At 69.1% G+C, this 21,607-nt stretch carries 24 protein-coding genes and 1 tRNA gene; 19 read left to right on the plus strand and 6 right to left on the minus strand.

Going from position 1 to position 21,607, the window contains the following annotated elements:
* The first annotated feature begins 71 nt into the window (after positions 1-71).
* Entirely contained in the window at positions 72-599 is a 528-nt protein-coding gene (locus C454_RS13175) for a BGTF surface domain-containing protein (RefSeq protein ID WP_004976407.1), read from the plus strand.
* Positions 600-641: 42 nt separating this feature from the next.
* Here C454_RS13175 and lysS read toward each other — a convergent pair whose 3' ends face one another.
* Both lysS and pyrH read right to left on the minus strand, forming a co-directional pair.
* Positions 642-2,315, minus strand: coding sequence for a lysine--tRNA ligase (lysS, locus tag C454_RS13180; protein ID WP_004976408.1), 1,674 nt, complete (start codon positions 2,313-2,315; stop codon positions 642-644).
* Between the two features lies 1 nt (position 2,316).
* Entirely contained in the window at positions 2,317-3,030 is a 714-nt protein-coding gene (pyrH, locus tag C454_RS13185; protein ID WP_004976409.1) for a UMP kinase, read from the minus strand.
* 93 nt (positions 3,031-3,123) lie between these two features.
* Here pyrH and C454_RS13190 point away from each other — a divergent pair, with 93 nt between their 5' ends.
* The 4 genes from C454_RS13190 (at position 3,124) to C454_RS13205 (ending at position 6,408) form a co-directional block, all read left to right on the plus strand.
* On the plus strand, positions 3,124-3,468 hold the full coding sequence (locus C454_RS13190; protein ID WP_004976410.1) for a hypothetical protein: 345 nt from the start codon (positions 3,124-3,126) through the stop codon (positions 3,466-3,468).
* A gap of 24 nt (positions 3,469-3,492) precedes the next feature.
* A complete protein-coding gene (locus tag C454_RS13195) occupies positions 3,493-4,278 on the plus strand; it encodes a molybdopterin synthase (protein ID WP_004976411.1) in 786 nt (261 codons plus the stop codon).
* A 307-nt stretch (positions 4,279-4,585) separates the two neighbouring features.
* Positions 4,586-4,831 carry a DUF7123 family protein gene (locus C454_RS13200; RefSeq protein WP_008096551.1) on the plus strand — a complete coding sequence of 82 codons (246 nt, stop codon included), beginning with the start codon at positions 4,586-4,588 and terminating at the stop codon, positions 4,829-4,831.
* Positions 4,832-5,268: 437 nt separating this feature from the next.
* Complete coding sequence (locus C454_RS13205; protein WP_004976414.1) at positions 5,269-6,408, plus strand: site-2 protease family protein; 1,140 nt, start codon at positions 5,269-5,271, stop codon at positions 6,406-6,408.
* Positions 6,409-6,435: 27 nt separating this feature from the next.
* Here the strand turns inward: C454_RS13205 and thiL are convergent, their stop codons facing one another.
* The gene (gene thiL, locus C454_RS13210) at positions 6,436-7,326 is read right to left on the minus strand and encodes a thiamine-phosphate kinase (RefSeq protein ID WP_004976415.1); all 891 of its coding nucleotides are present in this window, start codon (positions 7,324-7,326) and stop codon (positions 6,436-6,438) included.
* Between the two features lie 165 nt (positions 7,327-7,491).
* Here thiL and C454_RS13215 point away from each other — a divergent pair, with 165 nt between their 5' ends.
* The 10 genes from C454_RS13215 (at position 7,492) to C454_RS13260 (ending at position 15,268) form a co-directional block, all read left to right on the plus strand.
* On the plus strand, positions 7,492-8,520 hold the full coding sequence (locus C454_RS13215) for a lysylphosphatidylglycerol synthase transmembrane domain-containing protein (protein ID WP_004976416.1): 1,029 nt from the start codon (positions 7,492-7,494) through the stop codon (positions 8,518-8,520).
* Between the two features lie 115 nt (positions 8,521-8,635).
* Complete coding sequence (locus C454_RS13220) at positions 8,636-9,091, plus strand: 30S ribosomal protein S19e (protein ID WP_004976418.1); 456 nt, start codon at positions 8,636-8,638, stop codon at positions 9,089-9,091.
* A 105-nt stretch (positions 9,092-9,196) separates the two neighbouring features.
* Positions 9,197-9,562, plus strand: coding sequence for a DNA-binding protein (locus tag C454_RS13225; RefSeq protein WP_004976420.1), 366 nt, complete (start codon positions 9,197-9,199; stop codon positions 9,560-9,562).
* Positions 9,563-9,565: 3 nt separating this feature from the next.
* The gene (locus C454_RS13230) at positions 9,566-10,156 is read left to right on the plus strand and encodes a DUF7411 family protein (RefSeq protein WP_004976422.1); all 591 of its coding nucleotides are present in this window, start codon (positions 9,566-9,568) and stop codon (positions 10,154-10,156) included.
* Between the two features lie 74 nt (positions 10,157-10,230).
* A complete protein-coding gene (locus C454_RS13235; protein WP_004976423.1) occupies positions 10,231-11,136 on the plus strand; it encodes an EamA family transporter in 906 nt (301 codons plus the stop codon).
* Between the two features lie 121 nt (positions 11,137-11,257).
* Positions 11,258-12,553, plus strand: coding sequence for a histidine--tRNA ligase (gene hisS, locus C454_RS13240; protein WP_004976424.1), 1,296 nt, complete (start codon positions 11,258-11,260; stop codon positions 12,551-12,553).
* A 117-nt stretch (positions 12,554-12,670) separates the two neighbouring features.
* The gene (locus C454_RS13245) at positions 12,671-13,138 is read left to right on the plus strand and encodes a universal stress protein (RefSeq protein WP_004976425.1); all 468 of its coding nucleotides are present in this window, start codon (positions 12,671-12,673) and stop codon (positions 13,136-13,138) included.
* A 68-nt stretch (positions 13,139-13,206) separates the two neighbouring features.
* Positions 13,207-14,100, plus strand: coding sequence for a tRNA pseudouridine(38-40) synthase TruA (gene truA, locus C454_RS13250; RefSeq protein WP_004976426.1), 894 nt, complete (start codon positions 13,207-13,209; stop codon positions 14,098-14,100).
* Positions 14,101-14,164: 64 nt separating this feature from the next.
* A complete protein-coding gene (locus C454_RS13255) occupies positions 14,165-14,812 on the plus strand; it encodes an HAD family hydrolase (protein ID WP_004976428.1) in 648 nt (215 codons plus the stop codon).
* 108 nt (positions 14,813-14,920) lie between these two features.
* Positions 14,921-15,268 (plus strand): hypothetical protein, encoded by a 348-nt coding sequence (locus tag C454_RS13260; RefSeq protein WP_004976430.1) that lies wholly within the window; start codon positions 14,921-14,923, stop codon positions 15,266-15,268.
* A 9-nt stretch (positions 15,269-15,277) separates the two neighbouring features.
* On the opposite strand, the gene C454_RS13265 is transcribed toward C454_RS13260, so the two are convergent.
* A complete protein-coding gene (locus tag C454_RS13265; RefSeq protein WP_004976431.1) occupies positions 15,278-16,615 on the minus strand; it encodes a M28 family metallopeptidase in 1,338 nt (445 codons plus the stop codon).
* A 138-nt stretch (positions 16,616-16,753) separates the two neighbouring features.
* Here C454_RS13265 and C454_RS21375 point away from each other — a divergent pair, with 138 nt between their 5' ends.
* The 3 genes from C454_RS21375 (at position 16,754) to C454_RS20560 (ending at position 19,361) form a co-directional block, all read left to right on the plus strand.
* Positions 16,754-16,909 carry a DUF7563 family protein gene (locus tag C454_RS21375; RefSeq protein ID WP_013035426.1) on the plus strand — a complete coding sequence of 52 codons (156 nt, stop codon included), beginning with the start codon at positions 16,754-16,756 and terminating at the stop codon, positions 16,907-16,909.
* 84 nt (positions 16,910-16,993) lie between these two features.
* Positions 16,994-18,793 carry an oligoendopeptidase F gene (pepF, locus tag C454_RS13270; RefSeq protein ID WP_004976432.1) on the plus strand — a complete coding sequence of 600 codons (1,800 nt, stop codon included), beginning with the start codon at positions 16,994-16,996 and terminating at the stop codon, positions 18,791-18,793.
* Between the two features lie 394 nt (positions 18,794-19,187).
* Positions 19,188-19,361, plus strand: a complete 174-nt coding sequence (locus tag C454_RS20560) for a hypothetical protein (protein WP_156224364.1) — start codon at positions 19,188-19,190, stop codon at positions 19,359-19,361.
* 78 nt (positions 19,362-19,439) lie between these two features.
* Here the strand turns inward: C454_RS20560 and C454_RS13275 are convergent.
* A tRNA-Lys gene (locus C454_RS13275) sits at positions 19,440-19,513 on the minus strand.
* 86 nt (positions 19,514-19,599) lie between these two features.
* Between C454_RS13275 and C454_RS13280 the strand changes: the two genes are divergently transcribed.
* Positions 19,600-20,844 carry a M20/M25/M40 family metallo-hydrolase gene (locus C454_RS13280; protein WP_004976433.1) on the plus strand — a complete coding sequence of 415 codons (1,245 nt, stop codon included), beginning with the start codon at positions 19,600-19,602 and terminating at the stop codon, positions 20,842-20,844.
* Here C454_RS13280 and C454_RS13285 read toward each other — a convergent pair.
* Positions 20,832-21,506, minus strand: coding sequence for a DUF7119 family protein (locus C454_RS13285; protein ID WP_004976434.1), 675 nt, complete (start codon positions 21,504-21,506; stop codon positions 20,832-20,834). The two genes, C454_RS13280 and C454_RS13285, sit on opposite strands and share 13 nt — an antisense overlap.
* Positions 21,507-21,607: the final 101 nt, after the last annotated feature.

The raw sequence follows: 21,607 nt of genomic DNA on the forward strand, positions 1-21,607 counted from the left end.
CGCCGGTAACTCAAAGAGCTATTTGACATTTGAGTATCTATTTCTCCCGAATTCGAGTAGTGTCGGATGGCATGTTCGAACGAATCCGACTCCGTTGGTTCGTCGTCGCCGCCGTCGTCTGCGCCGCGCTCGTCGGCGGGGCGACCGCGGCCGCAGCACAGGACGCCCCGTCGGTGAGCCTCGCGACGACCGGCGGGAACGTGACCGTCACGCAGGCCGAAGACGCGACGATTCGGGGGACGAGCGACCTCGAAGCGGGGACGACGGTCTCGGTCCGCGTCCAGTCGGCCAGCGACACGAGCCCGCGGTTCCTCAAGACGAGCGAGGCCGTCGTCGGCGATGACGGGAACTTCTCGGCGACCCTCGACTTCTCGGATATTCCGCCGGGCTCGACGTTCTCCGTCTCGGTCCGCAACGAGTCGAGCGCGCTCGCGGAGGCCGAGGGCGTCGTCGTCGAGGACGCAGCGACGACGACCGCGTCGACGACCACCTCGGCATCGACGACCGACACCGGAATCCCCGGCTTCGGCGCGGGTCTCGGCGCGCTCGCGGTCGCGGGGCTCGGCGCGGCGGCGTTGCTCGCGGGTCGTCGGGCGTGAGAATCGAAGTAAACAGCGAACCGCGCCCTGCGAGGCGCGAGGTCAGTCCTCGCGGCGGAGCCGCGTGACGACGAAGTCGCGCTCTAGCTCGCCGAGGAACTCGCCGAGCCGCGGGCCCTGTTCGGCGTCGAAGAACAGGCGGTAGCCGGCGGCGAAGAAGTCGCCCATCTCGATGTCGTGGCGGCGCGCCGTCTCGTAGATTTCGCCCTGAATCGCCTCGCCGTCGTGGCCCTCGGCGACGAAGTCAGCGAGGTCGTCGAGCGCGGCCTCGACCGCGGGCTCGAAGTCGAACTCGGGGAGGTCGACCTGCAGGCGGTAGTTGTACTGGTTGTCCATCTTCTCGGCCCAGCGGCGGGCGCGTTCGACCCGAGCGAGCGCCTCGTCGACCACCTCGTCGGGCGTGTCCTCGTCGAAGAAGCCCTCGTTGCGGGCCATCTTGACGCGCAGGTCCTCGTCGTCGGTCATGCCGAGGACGGCCGCGAACGTGTACGGGAGCCGAACCCGGTCCTCGCGGACCTCGTCGACGACGAACGGGTAGGCGCGCTCGGCGAAGCGGGTCAGACTCTCGTCGTCGACCTCGCCGAAGTAGGCGCGCTCGAAGCGGTCGAAGTCGTCGACGAGCTGGTCGAGCCGCGTGAGGTCGAGGTCGCGGGCCTTCCGCGGGTTGAGCGCGAAGAAGTACCGGAGCACCTCGGGTTCGAGCAGGTCGAGCATCTCCGCGACGGTGACGATGTTGCCGGCGGACGACGACAGCGCCTCGCCGTTGAGCGTGAACCACTCGTACACCATCGGCACCGGCGGCTCGATTCCGAGGACGTTCTCGGCGATGTCCGTGCCGGAGGGCCACGAGCCCTCGGCGTGGTCCTTCCCGAACGGCTCGAAGTCGACGCCGAGGACCTGCCACTGGCCGGGCCACTCGAAGCGCCACGGGAGCTTCCCCTCGCGGAACGTCGCGGTCCCCTCGTGGCCGCAGCCGTCGATGGTGTTGTCGCCGACGGTCATGTCGGTGCAGACGTAGTCGACGGTGCCGGCGTCGAGGTCGATGTCCGTGACCGTCTCCGTGATTTTGCCGCACTCGGCGCAGACGGGGTTGAACGGGACGTAGTCCTCGTCGACCTTCGACTGGTACTCGCTCAGCACCTCGCGCGCGGTGTCGGCGTGTTCGAGGACGTGTTCGACCACGGGGTCGAAGTCGCCGTTTTCGTACAGCTCGGTGTTGGAAATCATCTCCACCGGGACGCCGAGGCGGTCGGCGTCGGCCTTCAGGAGCGCCGCGAAGTGCGCCGCGTACGACTCGGCCTCGCCGAACGGGTCCGGAATCGACGTGTACGGCTTGCCGAGGTTGCGGCCGAGCGCGCCGGCGTCGACCTCGCCGAGACCGACGATGTTGCCGTCGGCGTCCGCGAGCTTCCGCGGGAGCTTTCGGAGCGGGTCCTTGTCGTCGCTGGTGAACACCTGCCGGACCTCGTGGCCGCGCTCGCGGAGCACCTCGGCGACGAAGTAGCCGCGCATAATCTCGTTGAAGTTGCCGAGGTGGGCCACGCCGGACGGCGAGACGCCGCCCTTGATTACGACCGGCTCGTCGGGGTCGCGGGCCTCGATTTCGTCGGCGACCTCGTCGGCCCAGAAGCCGTGGTGATTGGCGGCCGCGTCGCCGTCGCCGTCGGTCGCGTCCGCGGCGGGAGCGTCGCCGCGGGAGGGGTCGTCGGTCGTCATCTCAGGGGGCCCAGTAGGTCGGTTCGTCGCCGCCCTCCGGGATGATGTCGGTGCCCGTGTGCTCGCCGCGGAGGACCGCCGGCGTGATGCGGTCGGGGTCCGTGCCGTCGAGGACGATGGTGCGCATCTTCGCGCGCTCGATGAGCTTCGCGGCGAGGAGGTCGACCGGGGCGGACGAGCCGGCGTTCATCTCGATGTCGCCGATGACGTCGACGAGTTCCGCGGCGGTCATCTCCTCGAACTTCGTCGCGTCGGGGTCGGTGTTCGGGTCGGCGCTGAAGACGCCGTCGACGCTGGTCGCGTAGACGAGCAGGTCGGCGTCGACGTACTCGGCGAGCGCGGCCGCGACGGCGTCGGTGGTCTGGCCGGGCATGACGCCGCCCATCACCGAGATGTCGCCGCGTCGGATGGCGTCGCCGGCGTCCTCGTAGTCGTGGGCGACCTTGGGGTCGACCTGTGAGCCGAGCGCCGCGATGAGCAGGCGGGCGTTGATTCTGGTCACGTCGATGCCGATCTGGTCGAGTTGAACCTCGTTCGCGCCGAGGTCGCGGGCGGCACCGATGTAGTCGCGGGCGACGCCGCCGCCGCCGACGACCGCACCGATTTCGCACCCGTCTCGCGCGAGCGTTTCGACGACGGAGGCGTGACCCTCCACGCGTCGGGCGTCGAGGTCCGGCGCGAGCACGCTTCCGCCGATGGAGATGACGACTCTCATTGCACACGGATATCCGTGAGCGCATCTTAAGGGTTATCAAGTGCGAGACGCCCGTGTCGGGGGGTTTAAACCACTCTCGCGGCGACTACCGGTATGCGACTCGTCACCGTGGAGACGGTCACGCTCATCGTCGTCGGCTGGGTGCTCGCCCTCGGGGCGATCCTCGCCCGCCACCGACGCGGCGAGTTCGACCGGCGGACCGTCTTCAACTGGGCGTTGGTGGCCTGTTTTTCGGTCGGCTGGGCGCTCTGGCAGTTCGACACGCTGCCCGCGACGGCAGACACGCCCGTCGGCGCGGCGGCCCCGTGGCTGGCGACGCTCCTCAGTCTGGCCGGCGTGGCCCTCGCCGTCCACCTCTATCGGACCCGCCCGCGCCCCGAGGCGGACGAGGCGGAGCCGCCGGCCGAGTCTGACGAGACCGGCACGGAGCAATCTTAAACCGCCGCGGGCCGTCCTTCGGGTATGCACGTCCTCGGAATCGTCGGCGCGGGCGCGACGACGCTCTGCGACCGACTCGCCGCGCAGTTGGACGGCCGCGTCGCCACCGTCGAATCGCTCCCCGAGAGCGCGACCGAACCGAAGTCGACAGACGGTGCCGCCGCCGCGTACGGGCTCTCGCCGGACGGCAACTGGGTCGGAACCGGCGACGACCGCGACCTCGACGACCTCCTAGACGACCTCTCGGCGGAGTACGACTACGCGCTCCTGTCGGGATTCCCCGACGCGCGCGTCCCGACCGTCGCGCTCGCGGGTGCCGACGCGGCGAACGTCGTCGCGGAGGCCGAAACGGCCGACGCGGCGGACGTGGGGTCTCTCGCCGCCGAAGTCGACTCGCACGAACCGCACGTCACGCTCGAAACGCTGGTCGAGCGCGCGAAGGCGGACCCGCTCGAAGTGTACGCCGGAGCGATTGCGACGTTCACCGGACGGGTGCGCGCGAAGGAGTCCGAGGACGACGACCCGACGCTCAGCCTCGAATTCGAGAAGTACGACGGCGTCGCGGAGTCGAAGATGGCCGCGATTTCGGAGGAACTGGAGGCGCGCGACGGCGTCCTCCGCGTCCTCATGCACCACCGGGTGGGCGTCGTCGGCGACGGCGAGGACATCGTGTTCGTCGTCGTCCTCGCCGGCCACCGGCGAGAGGCGTTCAGAACGGTCGAAGACGGCATCGACCGCCTGAAAGACGAGGTGCCGATATTCAAGAAGGAGACGACCACCGACGAGGAGTTCTGGGTCCACGACCGCTGAGGCGGGGCGGATTATTCAGAATACGCGGATAGTCGCGAAGGCGCGAAAATCGGCCGATATTGCGGAGGTTGTTGCCGCAAAATGCGGCGTCTGACGGCGCAAAACGGGGCGTATTTGCCCCTATATATTCAAAATATGATTTGCAGAAAGGATTCCTCAAAACCGGTTCTAAAAAATCTAAGCCGATTTCGAAGATTCCTAAAATGTACCATTTGAGTCGATTCAGGCTGAAAGCGGCCGAACTAATTCTAACGGACCTTCCTTTATAACAGGTGATGGGCCATTAGGTGGAAGTGAGGTGTACCAGATGAGCGCAACAGTATCCCCCTCCACCGACAGTGGCTCCAAGGAAGACCGCCTCAAGCAGTACCTGCTCGACCGTGCGAAGGACGGCGAGATGTACTTCAAGAGCAAATTCATCGCCGACGACGTCGGCCTGTCTCCCAAGGAAATCGGCGCACTGATGGTCAAGCTCCGCGACTCCGCGACGGACCTGACCATCGAGAAGTGGTCGTACACGAGCGCGACCACGTGGCGCGTCGAGACCGCCTGAAACCCGCATTGCCCGCCCCGGCCCCGACCGACGCCAGCGCCAACACCGCGCACCGCCCGGACGGTCCCCGGACGAACTGAACGCGACCCCGAAGCGACCCACAGCCCCACAGCCCACACCGAGTGCGCTCGGAACCCAAGCCGAGACGTGACTCGACTGCCCGACTGCCCCGCTCGGTTCGTGACGCCGACGAACCGATGTCCCTCCCACGGCGCAGCGTAACCGAACCCCCGCGTAAGCCCGCTGGAACGGCCTCCACCACACTCCCCCGGTGACGGCCCGCCCGCTCCGCGGTGACGACCGCACGTTTTCGCCGACGCTCCGGATTCTCAAGTTGGTCGCAGACGCCCGGAGCGAGAGCCGTCTCGATCGCCGCCGTCGGCTCAGAGACGGGACCGTCACGGGGTTTATCAACGTCCCGCGCCTACCTGCCGTCGATGGAGCAGCCCGAATCGGCGGACGGACCGCCGGTGGAAGCACTTCGCGCCGTCTTCGACGTTCACGAAGTGCGGTCAGACGGTCGCCGACGAATCTACTACGGCGAGTCGCTCGTCCCCGAGCAGATGCTCGTCCGCGAAATCTGGCCGTCGTTCCGGGGGGCCGGCTACGACGTGCAGGCGCAGGTCGGCGACCTCGGACAGACTGACGTGGTCATCGTCGAACCGGCCTCGCAGGGCGTCGAGGGCATCCCGTGGAAGAACATCGCGCTGTTCGCGCTGACGGTCCTCTCGACGCTTTTCGTCGGCGCGTACGCGTGGTACTACATCCCCCTGTCCGACATCGTCGCGAACCCGCTCGTGTTGCTTCGGGCGTGGCCGTTCACCGCCGCCGTGCTCGGCGTCCTCTCGGTCCACGAACTCGGCCACTACGCGGTCGGCCGGTACCACGGCGTCAACGTCTCGCTGCCCTACCTCATCCCGTTTATCTTCCCGTTCGGCACGCTCGGTGCCATCATCCGCATGCGCGGCCAGATGCCCGACCGGAAAACGCTGTTCGACATCGGCGTCGCCGGCCCGCTCGCCGGGCTCGCGGCGACCGTCGTCGTCACCGTCATCGGCCTCTCGCTCGAACCGATGACCGTCCCGAGCCGGGTCCTCGCGGGGTCGGGCGACGTCATCGTGTTCAACAATCCGCCGCTCCTCGACGCCATCGCGACCGTGCTCGGTCGGCCGACGGAGTACGCCGACCCCCGGACCGTCGTCCACCCGGTCGTCATCGGCGGCTGGGTCGGGATGTTCTTCACCGTCCTCAACCTGCTCCCCGTCGGCCAACTCGACGGGGGCCACATGGTCCGGGCGATGCTCGGCGAGCGCCAGGAGTCGCTCGCGGCGGCCGTGCCGCTCGTCCTGTTCGGCATCGCCGGCTACCTCCACTACGTTCGCGGCCTCGGCCTCAACCAGTCCGTCGGCCTGTGGTTCTTCTGGGGACTGATGTCGACGTTCATCGCCTACAACGGCCCGGCGAAACCGATAGACGAGACGCCGCTCGGACCGGCACGGATGGCCGTCGGCCTGTTCACGTTCGCCCTCGGTGCGGCGTGTTTCCTTCTCGTGCCGGTGCAGGTCATTCCGGGCTGAGGCGCGACGGCGGAGAAAACGGCGACGCTATCCGTCGCCGTGGGTGTAACCGCGGTCCGGTACGGGCTCGCCGTCGGCGACGACGGCGGCCTCGGCGGATTCCTCGACGACGCTCCCGACGACCGTGAGCGGCACGTCAGTCGCGGCTCGGGCGTCCGCGAGCGCCGACTCGGGGAGCGTGAACACGAGTTCGAAGTCCTCGCCGAAGAACGCCGCGAGGTCGCGTCTGTCGTCGGAATCGGTCGCCACCTCGGCGACGCCGTCGTGGACCGGGAGCGCGTCGAAGTCGAGTTCGAAGCCGCAGTCGCTGGCCTCCGCGAGCTGGTGGACCGAGCGGGCGAGGCCGTCGCTCGAGTCCATCATCGCCGTGGCCGACCCGCGGAGGGCGACGCCGGCGGCGACGCGGGGCGTGAACCGAAAGAGGTCGTTAGCGCGGTCGGTCTCGCCCGCCTCGAACAGGCGGACGGCGGCGGCAGACCTGCCGAGTTCGCCCGTGACGCAGAGCAGGTCGCCCGGCTCCGCGCCCGAGCGGCGAACCGGGTCGTCGGTGCGGCCGATGGCCGTCGTCGCCGTCGTGAACTCCCGGTGGGTGTCGAGGTCGCCGCCGACGTACGCCGCGCCGACCGCCTCGCACACGTCCCGCGCGCCCCGGACGAAGTCGCCGAGCTCCGTCTCGTCGAGTTCGACGGCGGCGTAGGCGGCGACGGCGCAGGTGGCGCTCGCGCCCATCGCGGCCACGTCAGAGAGGGACGCGCCGACGGCGCGCCAGCCGGCGGTGTAGCGGGTCGTCCCCGCGGGGAAGTCCGTCGTCTCGTGGAGCATGTCGGTCGTGACGACGAGGTCGTCGACGACGGCGGCGTCGTCGCCGGCGTCCGGCAGGTCCGCGGCGAGCAGTCTGAGGGCGGCGCGCTCGTCCATATGCGGACGTGTCGGGCGGAGCGGAAATGTCCATCTATCCGAAAGTGAGCAGCGGTGTCGCGGACCGGGGAGCGCAACCGAATCCGCGACGGCGGCGACGCGAGACCTGTTTCTCGGCCGTCGAATCCGGTGACTTAATGCCCGTCGTAGACGCATCCCCAGCAAATGGCCCGCGAGAACCTCCGCGCGACGGTGCTCGGTTTCGCAGCGGCGGTCGTCGTCTTCGCCGTCCTGTTCTACTTCGCGGGCGTGGACGAACTCGTCGACAGGGTGACGATGGCCGAGCCGACCTATCTGGTCGCCATCCTCGCCATCACGCTCGTCTGGCTCGTCGCGTGGGGCGCGTCGCTGAAGACCGTCCTCGGCGTGCTCGGCGTGAACGTCTCGACCGTCCGCTCGTTTCTCATCTTCACGGGCGCGACGTTCTCGAACAACATCACCCCGTTCGGACAGGCGGGCGGCGAGCCCGTGACGGCGCTCCTCATCTCCCGGAGCGCCGACACCGAGTACGAGACCGGACTGGCCGCCATCGCCAGCGTCGACACCATCAACTTCGTCCCCTCGATCACCATCGCGCTCATCGGCGCGGGCTACTACGCCACCGAAGTGACGCTCGGCCGCAACCTCGAAATCGCGCTCGTCGCCGTCATCGCCCTCGCCGTCGGCGTTCCGGCGGCCGTCTACACCGCGTGGAAGCGCCGCTACGGTCTCGAACGCCGGCTCATCGGTGCCCTGACGCCGTTCATCCGAACCATCGCGCGATACGTCCCGCGGGTGTCGGTGCCCACGAACGACGGCATCGAGCGCCGCATCAACGGCTTCTTCCGCTCTATCGAACGCGTCGGCCGGAACCCGCGGGGACTGGCGGTCGCACTCGGCCTGTCGGGGTTCGGCTGGTTCTGCCAGATGGTCGCGCTCTGGGTGGCGTTTCACGCCATCGGCGCGCCCATCGCCTTCTCCATCGCGCTGTTCGTCGTCCCCATCGGGGCGATAGCCGGCGTCACGCCGCTTCCCGGCGGCGCGGGCGGCATCGAGTGGACGCTCGCCATCCTCGTCGCCGCCGCGAGCTCCGCCGTCTCGTTCGACGTGGCGACCGCGGGCGTCGTCGTCTTCCGGGGGTTCGTCTACTGGGTGCCCGTCGTCCTCGGCGGCCTCGTGATGAGCACGGAGAGCGCGCGCGGGTGGCGGTCCTGACGGCGCGGACGCGGGCTGTCGGCCCGGCAGACGCCGGTCGGGGCGCAGGAGCCTCCAACCGCCCGTATCGGGCGAATACGATGCCTTTAAACGCCGCGATTATGAACCAATAGCCATGGTAACCATCTATGACGTCCCGGCGGACGCCCTCATCGAAGAGGTCGCCGGACGACTCGAGGACCGTATCGAGCAACCCGACTGGATGGCCTTCGCGAAGAGCGGCCAGACCCGCGAACTCCCGCCCCAGCAGGACAACTTCTGGTTCGTCCGCGGCGCGAGCCTGCTCCGCAAGGTCGCCATGAACGGCCCCGTCGGTGTCGACCGCCTCTCCACCGAGTACGGCGGCCTCAAGCGCGGCTCCAACCGCTACAGCGTCTCCGGTGCGCACAGCGACGCCGGCAGCAAGAACATCATCCGCACGCTCCTCCAGCAGCTCGAAGAGGAAGGCCTCGTCGAGACCGCCAAGGGCGAGGGTCGCCGCATCACCGCCGAGGGGACGAGCTTCCTCGACAACGCCGCGTCCGACGTGCTCTCCGACCTCGACCGTCCGGAACTCGAACGCTACGCGTAGAGCCGCCGACACACACCGAGAGTTCTTCTTCGACGGCGGATTCCCCGAGAGCCGTCTGTATGCGGGTCCGTAATGGTTTTCAGACATCGGACCGTGCGCTAGGGTATGAGTGGCAGTCCCGACGATGAGCGACTGGAGGAGCTTCGAAAGAAGAAGATGCAGGAACTCCAAGAACAGCGGGGCGGCGGCGGACAGGGCTCCGCCGAGCAACAGCAGGCCGAGGAGGCCGCCCAACAGCGCGCCGAACAGCAGAAACAGGCGCTTCTCAAACAGCACCTGACCGACGAGGCCCGCCAGCGCCTCAACGCGGTGCAGATGTCCAAGCCGGACTTCGCAGAGCAGGTCGAGCGCCAAATCGTCGCCCTCGCCCAGAGCGGACGCATCCAGGGCCGCATCGACGACGACAAGATGAAGGCGCTCCTGAAAGAGCTGCAGCCCGAGTCGAAGAGCTTCAACATCCGACGCCGGTAACACGTGGAACTCGCGCTCCTCTACAGCGGCGGCAAGGACTCCTCGCTCGCCGCGCTGCTTCTCGATACCTTCTATGACGTGACGCTCGTGACCGCCCACTTCGGGGTCACGGAAGACTGGACGCACGCCCGCGACGCGGCGGCCGAACTCGGCTACGCCTTCGAGACGCTGGAACTCGACCGCGAGGTCGCGGCGCAGGCCACCGCCCGCATGGTCGAAGACGGTTACCCCCGCGGCGGCATCCAGCGCGTCCACGAACACGCTCTCGAAGCGGTCTGCGGCCTCGATTTCGACGCCGTCGCCGACGGCACCCGCCGCGACGACCGCGTCCCGTCCATCTCCCGGGCGCAGGCCCAGAGCCTCGAAGACCGCCACGGCGTCGATTATCTCTCGCCGCTTTCGGGCTTCGGCCGCGGTGCGGTCGACCGCCTCGTGGAGTCGCATCTCGACGTGGAAACCGGTCCGTCCGAGGAGATTCCGAAGGCCGACTACGAGGGCGAACTCCGTCGACTCATCGCCGCCGAACACGGGCAGGCGGCGGTCGACGAGGTGTTCCCGGACCACGTCCAGAGCTACGTCCACGGTCGGCGCTGAGGACGCCCCGGCCGGGACTCGCCGGCTCGCTCCGTATCGCGTCGTTTTTCACCCCGCCGCGCGCCGGATGAATCATGGACCCCGGCATCGCCTACTCCGTTCTCGCCGCGTTCGTCTGGGGCGTCTACATCTTCGCCCTGAAGCGGTACTTTCCGGGGTACTCCGGCGCGGTCATCACGGTCGTCGTCAACGCCTTCGCCGTCCTCCTGTACCTCCCGGTCACGGCGGTGACGTACGACCCCGCGGCCGTGCCCTCGCTGGCCGAACTCGGCGCGACCGGCGTGCTGATCGTCGCCGGCACGGCCGTTCTGGTCGGCGTCGCGTTCATCCTGTTCGTCGACGCGCTCGCCGCCGGTGACGTGTCCTACGTCGCGCCCATCAACAAGCTCGTCCCGGTGTTCGTCCTCCCCATCGAAATCCTGTTTCTGAACCAGTTTCTGACCGGATTACAGGTCCTCGGCGTCGCGGTCGCCACCGTCGCCGTCTACGTGGCGAACTACGAGGGTGGGGCGTTCCTCGACCCGCTGCGGCGCGCGGTCCGCTCGCGGCCCGCCCAACTCGCGCTGGCGAGCGCGGCCTGTTACGCCGCCAGCGACGTGGGAAAGCGCGTCGCCCTGCAGGAACTCGGCATCCCGACGAGCGTGTTCGTCCCGGTGCTGTTCACCGGTGCGGCGCTCGCCGTTCTGCCCGTCGCGGCCCGCAACTGGACGAGCGTTCGCGGCGACGTTCCGAAGTTCGTCGCGGCGGGCGCGCTGGTCGCCGTCGGCGAGCACGTCACCTCGACCGCCTTCGGACTGGTGCCGGCGAGCATCGCCTCGCCCATCGTCAACACGCAGGCCATCGTCGCCGTCGTCCTCGGCGGGGTCGTCCTCAAGGAGTCCCAGTTCGGCCTCCGCCTCGCCGCGGCCGTCCTCGCGGTCGCGGGCGTCTCGCTCATCGCCCTCGGCGACCTCTCGGCGCTCGCGGCGCTGGTCGGGTGATCGGTCGCGGCTCGACGAACCGCACCGCGCCGGCGACTCGACAGCGAACCGACGGCGAACCGACGACCGCTCGCCGCCCCGAACAACAGGTTTCAAGCGCGACCTTCGCCAACCAACGCGCATGTACGACCGACTCAAGGGGTTTCGTGACTTCTATCCCGGCGAGATGTCGGCCCGGCGCGAGGTCGTCGACACCGTCGAGACCGCCGCCGCCCGCTACGGCTTCCGCGAAATCGGGACGCCCCACCTCGAACGGACCCAGATGTACGTCGACAAGTCCGGCGAGGAAATCGTCGAGGAGCTGTACGCCTTCGAGGACAAGGGCGGCCGCGAGGTCACCCTCACGCCCGAACTGACGCCGACGGTCGCCCGGATGGTCGTCGCCAAACAGCAGGCGCTGTCGAAGCCCATCAAGTGGGTCTCGACCCGACCGTTCTGGCGCTACGAACAGGTCCAACAGGGCCGCTTCCGCGAGTTCTACCAGACCAACGCCGACATCTTCGGCTCCTCGGAGCCGGAGGCCGACGCCGAGATTCTGGCCTTCTGTGCAGACGCGCTGACGGACCTCGGCCTCACCGCCGACGACTTCGAGTTCCGCGTCTCCCACCGCGACATCCTCGGCGGTCTGCTCCGGTCGTTCGACGCCGACGTGGACGTGGCCGACGCGGTCCGCGCCGTCGACAAGTCCGAGAAGGTCGAACGCGAGGAGTACCTCGGCCTGCTTTCGGACGCCGGGCTCTCGTACGACCAGGCCGGCGAGTTCGCCGACCTCATCGATCGCGGCGACCTCGACGAAATCGCCGAGTTCGGCGGCGACAACGTCGAGGCTGCGGTCGAGAACCTCCGGAACGTCCTCGCCGCCGCCGACGACTTCGGCGCGGGCGAGTTCTGCGAGGTGTCGCTTTCGACCGCCCGCGGGCTGGACTACTACACTGGCGTCGTCTTCGAGTGCTTCGACTCCACGGGCGACGTGTCGCGGGCGACCTTCGGCGGCGGCCGCTACGACGACCTCATCGAGTCGTTCGGCGGCCAGCCCACCCCCGCCGTCGGCGTCGGCATCGGCGGCGCGACGCTCCAACTGCTCTGCCAGCGCGCCGGCGTCTGGCCCGAGGAGGAACTGGCGACCGACTACTACCTCCTCACCGTCGGCGACACCCGCGCGGTCGCCTCCGACATCGCCCGCGACCTCCGCGCCGCGGGCAACGTCGTCGAGGCCGACGTGTCCGACCGGAGCTTCGGCGCGCAGATGTCCTACGCCGACTCCGTCAACGCCGACACGGTCGTCATCGTCGGTGAACGCGACCTCGAAAACGGCGAGGTGACGGTCAAGGACATGGCGAGCGGCGACCAGACCACCGTCCCCGTCGACGACTTCCCCGGCGACCGCGACGCGCCGACCTACGAGGACTACGAGTAGCGAACGCCGGCTCGCACCGGGAAGTCCGGTCCTCGTACCGGCCGACTCCCGCCGGATTCTCGCGACCCGGAACCGGCGCACGCTCTTTTGTTCCCGCCCGTCGTACAGACGAGTGACATGTACGACAGGATTCTCGTCCCGCTCGACGGGAGCGCCCCCGCCGACGAGGCGCTCGACCGCGCCATCGACCTCGCCGCGACGGCGGACGCGACGGTGTACGCACTCTACGTCGTCGACGAACGCGTCCTCCACGCGACCCAACTCGACGCCGGCGGCCTCGTCCGCGCCTACGAGGAGGAAGGCGAGCGCATCGTCTCCGAGGCCGTGGAGGCGGCCGACCCGGTCGGCGTCGAGGTCGTCACGGCCGTCGAACACGGCTCGCCGCACCGGGCGATTCTCCAGTACGCCGAGGAGGTCGACGCGGACCTCATCGTGATGGGCACCCACGGCCGCCGGGGCATCGAGCGCTACCTGCTCGGGAGCGTCACGGAGCGCGTGCTCCGGATGGCCGACGTGCCGGTGCTCACCATCCGAAGCGAGGACTCCCCGGTCGAAGAGGAGGAGTCGCTGGACGCAGACGCGTAGTCACAGGACGACCGGAGCCGTCGAACCGGGTGGAGTCGGTTAAGTAGTCCGCCGGGAAATCAGCCGGCATGCGCGCCTTCCGCGTCGCCTACGACGGACGCCCGTACCACGGGTTCCAGCGACAGCCGGACGTGCCGACCGTCGAGGACGCCCTCTTCGACGCCTGCCGCGCGCTCGGCGTCTGCGACGACGACGAGGAGCCGACCGACTACGCCGCCGCCGGGCGGACCGACGCGGGCGTCTCCGCGCTCGCCCAGACCGTCGCATTCGAGTGTCCCGACTGGTGTACGCCGCGGGCGCTGAACTCGGAGCTACCGGGGACGGTCCGAGCGTGGGCCGCCGCCGACGCCCCCGACGACTTCCACGCCCGGCACCGACCGACCCGGCGCGAGTACGTCTACGACCTCCACGCCCCGAGCGACGGATTCGACGACGACCGGGCGCGAGACGCGTTCGACGCCTGCCGCGGCGAACACGACTTCCACAACCTCACCCCCGACGCCCACGGGACGGTCCGGGCCATCGACGGCGACCTGACCCGCGACGGCGACTTCCTCCTCGTCCGCGTCGAGTCCGGCGGCTTCGCCCGCGAACTCGTCCGCAGACTCGTCTCGCTCGTCCGCGCCGTGGGGTCGGGCGCGGCCCCGCCGTCGAAGGTGGACGACGTGCTCGGTCCCGACCACCTCGCTGGCCCCGAGGGCGTCCCGGCCGCGCCGCCGACCCCCCTGCTTCTCACGGCGGTCGACTACCCGAACGTCGAGTTCGACGTGGACTCGATGGCCGCCGAGAGCACCGCCGCGGCTTTCGGCGAGCAGGCCCTCGCGGACCGCATCGGCTGGCGCGTCGGCTCGCGCATCCGCGACGGGGTCGAGCGGGCGGGCGACCTCGGTGACGGGAACGCCGACGCCACCGACGACGACGGCGGCGTCGGGGGGAGCCGCGGGGGCACAAGGAGTCAATAGCCCTCCGGAGCGGTTGGGGTCGCACATAGTAACGTTATCCTGGCCCGGGTGCGAACCCCCGACCATGTGCTACGACGCTGTCATCTTCGACAACGACGGCGTGCTGACGAAGCCGACGCTCCTCGAAGTCCAGCGGGAGGCGGTCAGACGGGCGTTCGCCGAGTTCGACGTCGAGCCGACGACCGAGACGGTCGACGGCGTCATCAACGGCGGGCTCACGCGCCTGCGCCGCATCTGTGCGGTCCACGACGTGCCGGTCGACGACTTCTGGTCGCACCACGAGAGTCACGCCGCGGCGACCCAGCGGGCGTGTCTGGAAAACGGGACGAAGCCGCTGTACGACGACGTGGTCGCCCTCGATGACATCGACCACCCGCTGGCGGTCGTGAGCAACAACCAGCACGCGACCATCGAACACATCCTCGACGTGTTCGACATCGACGACCGCTTCGAGGTGGCCTACGGCCGCGACCCGACCGTCGAGGGCGCTCGGGTGAAGAAGCCGGACCCCCACTACATCGAGCGCGCGATGGGCGAACTCGGCGTCGACTCGGCGCTCTACGTCGGCGACAGCAACGTCGACGTGGTCGCGGCCGACCGCGCCGGCATCGACTCGGCGTTCATCCGCCGACCCCACCGCGACGGCTACCAGTTGGCCGCCGAGCCGACCTACGAACTCGACTCGCTGGACGAACTGCTCGCGGTGTGCTGACGGCCGGAGGAGCGACCCTCCGCCGCGGCCCCGTGCCACGCGCCCGCCGCAGCCCTACACCGCCTATCGACCAGTAGACACATCACGCGGCTCGCCGTCGGCTCACGCATGGACCGGTCCGCCGCGTGGGACGCCACCCTCCGCATCGTCTTCGGCCTGTTTATCATCGGAATCGGCAACGCCGTCGGCGGCTTCCTCGCCAGCACGACGGGCATCGCCGGCCTCGCGCTCTACCTCCTCGTCGCCGTCCCGACGTTCGTCTACGGGATGTACTACGTCGTCATCGGGGCCGGGATGGTCGTCGAAGCCGCGACGAAAAGCGCGCTGTCGAAGGCTGACCTGACGGTTGAGGTCGCAGACGGCGAGACAAACGGGCGCGACGGCTCGGACGGCGACCGCGGCGACGACCCCAGCGGCGACCGCGACGGAGGCTCCGACCCCTCCGCAGGCGACTGACCGCGCTTTTCACTCCCAGCCGTCGGGCCAGATGCCCGCGGCCTTCATCCCAGTCTCGAAGTCGGCGTCGCGGAACGCCGCGGCGAGTTCGTCGTCGTCGAGCCGCGGTATCTCACCGTCGGCGGCCGCCGCCGCGAGTTCGCGGACGATGAGCGCGGTCAGCATCCCGTGTTCGCGGACGTTTCTGTCGTCGACCTTGTCGCGGGTGTCGGCGTGGGTGTGGCCCCACCCGCGGCCGCGCTCGCCGCTCTCGCTCCTGAGTTGGAGCGCCGGAACGCCGGCGCGGACGAACGGCCACTGGTCGCTGAAGGGGTGCGGCTCGGGTTCGATTTCGACCGGGTGGCGCGTCTCGTTTCCGACCCGGGTGGCCACCTCGGCGGTCGCCTCGGAGGTGTGGCTGTGGGCGACGAGGTCGCGGAACCGCCCCGCGCCGTCGACGTTGACGACGGCGGCGACCCGGTCGAAGTCGAGGCGGTCCGCGAGGTGCTCGGAGCCGGTCAGCCCGAGTTCTTCCGCGCCGACGCCGACGACGCGGACGCCGAGGTCGAGGTCCATCTCGGAGAGGAGTCGCGCCGCGGTGACGACGACCGCGATGCCGCAGCCGTTGTCGAGCGCCCCCTCGGCGATGTCGTGGGCGTCGAAGTGGGCGCACAAGATGAGTTCGCGGTCGGTGTCGGGGCCGACGCGGCCCTCGACGTTCCGACTCTCGCCGGGCGTCGTCTCGGCGTCGACGGCGAGGGTCGCCTCGCCGCCGCGGGTCGCGTAGTCGGTCAACCACGACCCGGTCTCCGCGCTCACGCCGACCGCGGGAGCGGCGGCCTCCTCGTCGTAGCGGAGCGCCCCGGTCGGCGGGAGTTGCCCGGGGACGTGGTTGACGAAGACGAAGCCGACCGCCCCGGCGTCGATTGCGTAGTTGAACTTCTCCATCCGGTGGACGAACCGGCCGCCGGCGGGGGTCGTCGTGCTGGCGACGGCGAGCGCGCCGTCCACGTCGGCGGCGTCGATTTCGCTGGGCGTGCCGTAGCCGACATCCACGAGTGGGCCGGAGACGGTCGCCGGCGGGGCGTACGGGAGCGCGACGGCCTCGAAGCGCCGCTCGTCGGGGGCGGTGAGGTCGAGCGCCGTGTCGCCGCGAGTCCACCGGGCCATCTCGAAGGGGTCGAACTCGACGCGCTCGACGCCCGCGTCGGTCAAAGCGTCGGCGACGAGCGTGCTCGCGCGACGGTCGCCCGGCCCGCCGGCCATCCGGTCGCCGATGGCGGTCAGGTCGGTGAGGAACGCCCACGGGCGGTCGTCGACCCACGTCCGGGCGAACGCCTCGCGGACTGCGGGGGAGAGGTCGTCCATGGGGCTTCCACACGCCCGCCGGTCAAAGTGGTTTGCGCCGCCGGAACTCGCCGGGCGAGCCTCGCATCCGATTCCGGTGTCGGCTGGCGAAAATCGCCCATAACATCTAACTCAGTTGACGTGGTACGCACGACCGCCATGCCTACATGTCAGAACTGCAATTCTTTCGTCACGGAAGGCTACGTCAGGGTGTTCGCCCCGGAGGGCATGGACGCCCCCCGCGTCTGTCCGCACTGCGAGGATTTAGTCCGGGACGGCTCGCAGGTCCGAGAAGCGAGAGCGACCCGACACTAACCGCGACGCGACCGCCCTCCTCGACCCCGCTTCGCCCGTCGATTGATAAGGCTTACCACCCGCGCGTGCGTCGAATCACCCGACATGAGTTCGGTTCCCGAGCGGAGCGACATCGACGAGGAGTACAAGTGGGACCTCGACAGCATCTACGCCTCCGACGAGGAGTGGGAGGCCGCGTACGAGGACGTCGCAGAGCGCGTTCCCGAGCTGGCGAGCTACGAGGGCCGCGCCACCGAGGACCCCGAGACCCTCCTCGAACTCCTCGAGACGATGGAGTCGGTGCTCCGCGAGGTGTCGATGGTCGTCTCCTACGCGAACCTCCGCAGCAGCCAGGACACCCGGAACCAGGAGTACCAGGCGCAGGCCGGCCGCGCCGAGGCGCTGGCGTCGAAGGCCCGCAGCGCGGTCAGCTACCTCGACCCCGAACTGCAGGAACTCGGCCGCGACGGCGTCGCCGAGTTCGTCGAGGAAGAACCCGAACTCGACGCCTACGAGCACTACTTCGACGACGTGCTCCGGACGAAAGAACACACCCGCTCCGCGGAGGTCGAAGAGGTCCTCGCCGACCTCTCTGACGTGACCGGCGCGTCCAGCGACATCTACTCCATGCTGGCCAACGCCGACCTCGAGTTCCCGACCGTCGAAAAGCCCGACGGGACGTCGGTCGAAATCACGCAGGGCAACTTCACGAAGCTCCAGAAGCACCCCGACCGCGAGTTCCGCCGGACCGTCCACGAGGAGTTCTACGACCGCTGGGCCGACGTGCGCAACGCCGTCGGCACCTCGCTGAAAAACAGCGTCAAGAAGGACGTGAAGACCGCGCGCATCCGCGACTACGAGACCGCCCGCGAGGCCGCCCTCGACGGCCCCAACGTCCCGGTCGAGGTGTACGACAACCTGCTCGACACCGTCCGCGACAACCTCGGGCACCTCCACCGCCACGCCGAGTTGAAGCGCGAGGCCATCGGCGCGGACGAACTCCGGATGTGGGACCTGTACGTGTCTCTCACCGGCGACCACGGCCCCGAGATTCCGTACGAGCAGGCGAAGGAGTACATCGTCGAGGCCGTCGAACCGCTCGGCGAGGCGTATCAAGAACGGATGGCCGAGGGGCTCGAAGACCGCTGGGTCGACGTGTACGAGAACCGCGGCAAGCGCTCCGGGGCGTACTCCGCGGGCACCTACGACACCCAGCCGTTCATCATGATGAACTACCAGGACGACGCGGCGTCGATGTTCACGCTCGCCCACGAACTGGGTCACTCGATGCACTCCGAACTCGCCAACGACGCCCAGCCGTGGCACGACGCGAGCTACGAGATTTTCACCGCCGAGGTCGCCTCCACGGTCAACGAGACGCTCCTGACCGAGTACCTCCTGGAGAACGTCGACGACGACGAGCTCCGGACGCACGTCCTCGACGAGTACCTCGAACGGTTCCGCTCGACGCTGTTCCGCCAGACGATGTTCGCCGACTTCGAACTCCAGATTCACGAGATAATCGAGGACGACGGCGCGCTCACGCCCGACCGCTTCGACGAGCTGTACGGCGACCTGAAGGCGGCGTACTACGAGCCCGCGGCGACCGACGACCGCATCGCCCGCGAGTGGATGCGTATTCCGCACTTCTACTACAACTACTACGTCTACCAGTACGCGACGGGTATCTCCGCGGCGGCGGCCATCGTCGAGCGCATCCGCGAGGAGGGCGAGTCCGCCGCGGCGGACTACCGCGAGGCGCTCGCGCTCGGCGGCAGCGAGTACCCACTCGACGTGCTCCGAACCGCCGGCGTCGACATGACCGAGCCCGAACCCATCGAGGACGCGATGTCGGTCTACGCGGAGTTCCTCGACGAGGCCGCGACGCTCCTCGACCTCGAATAACCCCAAGAGCCGCGGGCGGGCGCAACCGACCTGAGCGAGCGTGGCCTGCCCGGACGCGCTGTCGGTGCGGACGTCGGACTCGCCGGTGCCGTCGCGAACGTCTTCGGGCGCTCGGTCGCCCCCTGCCACCCGTCGGCGGCTGCCACGGGGCGGAGGGTGTTCGCCGCTTCCGGACTGCGACCGACTGCGCCGACGACGTGAGCGCACAGTGTCGCCCGCGCGGGGACGCGTCAGCAGTGTGGGCGAACTGCACGTCCCATTCACGAGCTCCGAGGATTCTCGCATGAACACGGGGTGACAGTTATCGGCCGTGTCCGAATTTCACACGGAACTGTGCGTCTGCCAGAACATTTGTGTGGTTGGATGAGTAACACGTTTCGGGGGGCTACCAGACGTGGCAGAAGAGTATCTAACGCTAACTTTGGACGAGGCGACGGGGGTCGACGAGGTGGTGCTCGGCTTTCGAAAAGACGGGGAGTTCTACGAGCTCATCAGTCTCGAGCCGCCGGTGGAGGCGGAAATCAGGCAGCGAGAAGACGACGCGACCGGTGAGGATAGCGAAGCGTAGCTTTACGTTCCGCGCGACTCGCCACCAGATTCGACGACTCCAGAGCCGTTGCACTCCGCACGAAGTCCGTCGCAGAAACGGGCTGGGAGGGACTTGAACCCCCGACCGTCTGGTTAAAAGCCAGACGCTCTGCCTAACTGAGCTACCAGCCCTCGGAGTTTCTTTAAATGGGGATACTGATAAGCGTTTATTTTCACAGCCCCCGCCTGCTTTGTACCCTGTTGCCGTCCCCCATAATATGGACCTGCGCGACTTCGCGGACACCCTGCTCCGGTTCGAGAGCGTCGCCCGCGCCGAGGCCCCGGCCCAGCAGTGGGTCAAAAACCGGCTACACGACTTCGGCTTCGACACCTACGAGTGGACCGCCGACCCGGCGCGTCTGGCCGAACATCCGTCGTTTCCCGACGACCCCGACGACATCGACGCGGCGAACCGCCCGAGCGTCGCCGGCGCGTTCGAGTTCGGCGACCCCGACGCGGGCCGGACGCTCGTCCTCAACGGCCACGTCGACGTGGTGCCCGCCGACAGGGAACTGTGGACCCACGACCCGTTTTTACCCGACTGGGACGACGACGCGGGCACCGTCAGCGCCCGCGGCGCGGCCGACATGAAAGCGGGGCTCGCGGCGTGCGTCTTCGCCGCGCTCGACCTCCGAGACGCCGTCGAGGCGGGCGACCTCGACCTCGACGGGCGAGTGGTCGTCGAGAGCGTCGTCGGCGAGGAGGAAGGCGGCATCGGGGCCGCGGCGGCCGCGCTCGACACCCCCTACCCGTTCGAGCGAGACGCCGCGCTCGTCGCCGAACCGACGCGGCTCAAGCCGGTCGTCGCCACCGAGGGCTCGGTCATGAAGCGACTCCGCCTGACCGGGCGGACGGCGCACGCGGCCTCGCGCTGGCGCGGAGTGGACGTCATCGAGAAGTTCGAGGCGATTCGCGGAGCGTTCTTCGACCTCGAATCGGAGCGGACCGACGCGGTCACCCACCCGCTTTTCGACTACCCGATTCCGTGGCCCGTCTGCGTCGGCCGCGTCGAGGCGGGGACGTGGGCGTCGAGCGTCGCGGGGACGCTCACCGCGGAGTGGCGACTCGGCGTCGCGCCGGGCGAGACGGTCGCCGAGGTCGAAGCCGCATTCGAGGAACGGCTGGCGCGCGTCGTCGCCGACGACGAATGGCTCTCGGCGCACCCGCCGGTGTTCGAGCGCTTTTCGGTGCAGTTCGAGCCGGCCGAAATCGACGCCGACGAACCGGTCGTGGAGTCGTTGCGCGGGGCGCTGCGGGCGGACGGCCGCGACGACGAACCGGTCGGCGTGACCTACGGGGCGGACTCGCGGCACTACGTCGAAGCGGGCATCCCGACGGTGCTGTTCGGACCGGGCGACATCGACCAGGCGCACTTCCCTGACGAGACCGTCGAGTGGGAAGAAGTCGGGGTCGCGCGGGACGTGATTCGGGAGACGGCGACGCGCTTTCTTCAGTCGAGGTAGTCGTCGAGGGCGTCCGCGACCACGTCGCCGGGGGCGGCGTCTTCGAGCGAGGCGCGGCGGCGGAGTTCGAGATAGACGTCGGCCGGGAGCGTCACCTCGAGCGTGCCGATATCGACGCCGTGGGCCGAGAGCGCGTCCACGACGGGCGTGCCGTCGTTGACCTCGCTGGCGAGGCGACGGACCTCGCGGACGGTCAACCCGGCGTCGAGCGTGGCCCACGCGAGGTGGAGTCTGGCGTCGCCGGAGACGCGGGCGATGTGCTTTGCGGCCGTGGGAGCGATTCTACCGCGGGCGACGTGCCGGCGGACCGACTGCGGGAGGTCGTGGACGCGGGCCCACTTGCGGATGAAGGAGACGGACACGTCGCCGCCGGCGCGCTCGGCGGCGCGCTTGTAGGAGCCGACGCCGCGGACGAGCGCGGCGCAGGCGGCCGCGCCGCGGAGCATGAACACGTGGTCGTCGTCGCCGGCGGTGGACTCCGAAAACGAGCGGACCGTTCTGGCGGCCTCGGCGAGGCTGTCGGGGTCGGTGGGGTCGAAGCCGACGGCCTCGCGGGCGCGGTCGCCCGTGACGGCGGGGTCGCCGCGGACGACCGGTTCACCGACCGGTTCCCGTCGGTCGGCCGGGACCTCAGTCGTTCGTCGGCGTTCGTCGTTCGTCATCTACGAATCGGTAACGCGTTCTGGCTTAAAAACGTCCCCCCGAGAGGCGAGATTCGCGCGCGACCGGTCGCTGGGCGGAACACGGGCGAGCGGCTGGAGGC

The sequence above is a fragment of the Haloferax gibbonsii ATCC 33959 genome, from assembly GCF_000336775.1.
In the GTDB taxonomy this organism is placed as follows: Archaea; Halobacteriota; Halobacteria; order Halobacteriales; family Haloferacaceae; genus Haloferax; species Haloferax gibbonsii.

What these genes read in the sequence shown, in the direction of transcription:
- C454_RS13175 (WP_004976407.1), top strand. Translation starts at nt 72, where the DNA reads ATGTTCGAACGAATCCGACTCCGTTGGTTCGTCGTCGCCGCCGTCGTC.
- lysS (WP_004976408.1), bottom strand. Translation starts at nt 2,315, where the DNA reads ATGACGACCGACGACCCCTCCCGCGGCGACGCTCCCGCCGCGGACGCG.
- pyrH (WP_004976409.1), bottom strand. Translation starts at nt 3,030, where the DNA reads ATGAGAGTCGTCATCTCCATCGGCGGAAGCGTGCTCGCGCCGGACCTC.
- C454_RS13190 (WP_004976410.1), top strand. Translation starts at nt 3,124, where the DNA reads ATGCGACTCGTCACCGTGGAGACGGTCACGCTCATCGTCGTCGGCTGG.
- C454_RS13195 (WP_004976411.1), top strand. Translation starts at nt 3,493, where the DNA reads ATGCACGTCCTCGGAATCGTCGGCGCGGGCGCGACGACGCTCTGCGAC.
- C454_RS13200 (WP_008096551.1), top strand. Translation starts at nt 4,586, where the DNA reads ATGAGCGCAACAGTATCCCCCTCCACCGACAGTGGCTCCAAGGAAGAC.
- C454_RS13205 (WP_004976414.1), top strand. Translation starts at nt 5,269, where the DNA reads ATGGAGCAGCCCGAATCGGCGGACGGACCGCCGGTGGAAGCACTTCGC.
- thiL (WP_004976415.1), bottom strand. Translation starts at nt 7,326, where the DNA reads ATGGACGAGCGCGCCGCCCTCAGACTGCTCGCCGCGGACCTGCCGGAC.
- C454_RS13215 (WP_004976416.1), top strand. Translation starts at nt 7,492, where the DNA reads ATGGCCCGCGAGAACCTCCGCGCGACGGTGCTCGGTTTCGCAGCGGCG.
- C454_RS13220 (WP_004976418.1), top strand. Translation starts at nt 8,636, where the DNA reads ATGGTAACCATCTATGACGTCCCGGCGGACGCCCTCATCGAAGAGGTC.
- C454_RS13225 (WP_004976420.1), top strand. Translation starts at nt 9,197, where the DNA reads ATGAGTGGCAGTCCCGACGATGAGCGACTGGAGGAGCTTCGAAAGAAG.
- C454_RS13235 (WP_004976423.1), top strand. Translation starts at nt 10,231, where the DNA reads ATGGACCCCGGCATCGCCTACTCCGTTCTCGCCGCGTTCGTCTGGGGC.
- hisS (WP_004976424.1), top strand. Translation starts at nt 11,258, where the DNA reads ATGTACGACCGACTCAAGGGGTTTCGTGACTTCTATCCCGGCGAGATG.
- C454_RS13245 (WP_004976425.1), top strand. Translation starts at nt 12,671, where the DNA reads ATGTACGACAGGATTCTCGTCCCGCTCGACGGGAGCGCCCCCGCCGAC.
- truA (WP_004976426.1), top strand. Translation starts at nt 13,207, where the DNA reads ATGCGCGCCTTCCGCGTCGCCTACGACGGACGCCCGTACCACGGGTTC.
- C454_RS13255 (WP_004976428.1), top strand. Translation starts at nt 14,165, where the DNA reads ATGTGCTACGACGCTGTCATCTTCGACAACGACGGCGTGCTGACGAAG.
- C454_RS13260 (WP_004976430.1), top strand. Translation starts at nt 14,921, where the DNA reads ATGGACCGGTCCGCCGCGTGGGACGCCACCCTCCGCATCGTCTTCGGC.
- C454_RS13265 (WP_004976431.1), bottom strand. Translation starts at nt 16,615, where the DNA reads ATGGACGACCTCTCCCCCGCAGTCCGCGAGGCGTTCGCCCGGACGTGG.
- C454_RS21375 (WP_013035426.1), top strand. Translation starts at nt 16,754, where the DNA reads ATGCCTACATGTCAGAACTGCAATTCTTTCGTCACGGAAGGCTACGTC.
- pepF (WP_004976432.1), top strand. Translation starts at nt 16,994, where the DNA reads ATGAGTTCGGTTCCCGAGCGGAGCGACATCGACGAGGAGTACAAGTGG.
- C454_RS13280 (WP_004976433.1), top strand. Translation starts at nt 19,600, where the DNA reads ATGGACCTGCGCGACTTCGCGGACACCCTGCTCCGGTTCGAGAGCGTC.
- C454_RS13285 (WP_004976434.1), bottom strand. Translation starts at nt 21,506, where the DNA reads ATGACGAACGACGAACGCCGACGAACGACTGAGGTCCCGGCCGACCGA.